The sequence below is a fragment of the Sabulibacter ruber genome, from assembly GCF_017355955.1.
In the GTDB taxonomy this organism is placed as follows: Bacteria; Bacteroidota; Bacteroidia; order Cytophagales; family Hymenobacteraceae; genus Nibribacter; species Nibribacter ruber_A.
In genome coordinates this window covers 1-491 of sequence record NZ_JAFFID010000023.1, presented here as the reverse complement: position 1 = coordinate 491, position 491 = coordinate 1, and the positions used below count along the sequence as shown (strand labels likewise).

Annotated in this window: 1 protein-coding gene; it reads left to right on the top strand. The window is 63.1% G+C overall.

What is annotated here, in order from left to right; genetic code table 11:
• Nucleotides 1-392, top strand: a 392-nt coding sequence (locus JT719_RS24280; protein WP_207436382.1) for a transposase, incomplete at its 5' end; no start/stop codon positions are given.
• Nucleotides 393-491: the final 99 nt, after the last annotated feature.

Genomic DNA, 491 nt, shown 5'->3' with positions numbered 1-491 from the left:
CGCTGGGCTCCGTGCTGGGGGTGCTGTTTACGGCGGCCAACGCCCCCGATACCAAGCCCGCCGGGATCCTGCTGGATCGCGCCGCCGAGAAGGGCTGGAACCTCGACCGCATTAAGGTGGATGGCATTTACGTCGGCGCACGGATGGACGCCGCTGCCGAGCGCCATGGCCTGGACGTCCAAGTCACAACCCGAGACCCGCAGGCGCAAGGTTTCAAGCCAGTGCCGATCCGTTGGCGCATTGAGGCGACCTTCGGCACACAAACCAACCGATACCGCCGCCTGACCAGAAATCTGGAGCAGGATGAAAGCGCGGCCGAAGATGCCGTAGAAATCGCTGCTTTCGATCGAGCACTCCGCGCCTATGGCCGAGATTACAAGCCAGAAGCCTAATCAAACAGGCTCTCAGACCTGACAACTCCGCACAGGCATAATGCCAAGGCCGTCCCCCCCCCGATCTCCTGCCCAACGCGGCTCGCCGTCCAGAATGGG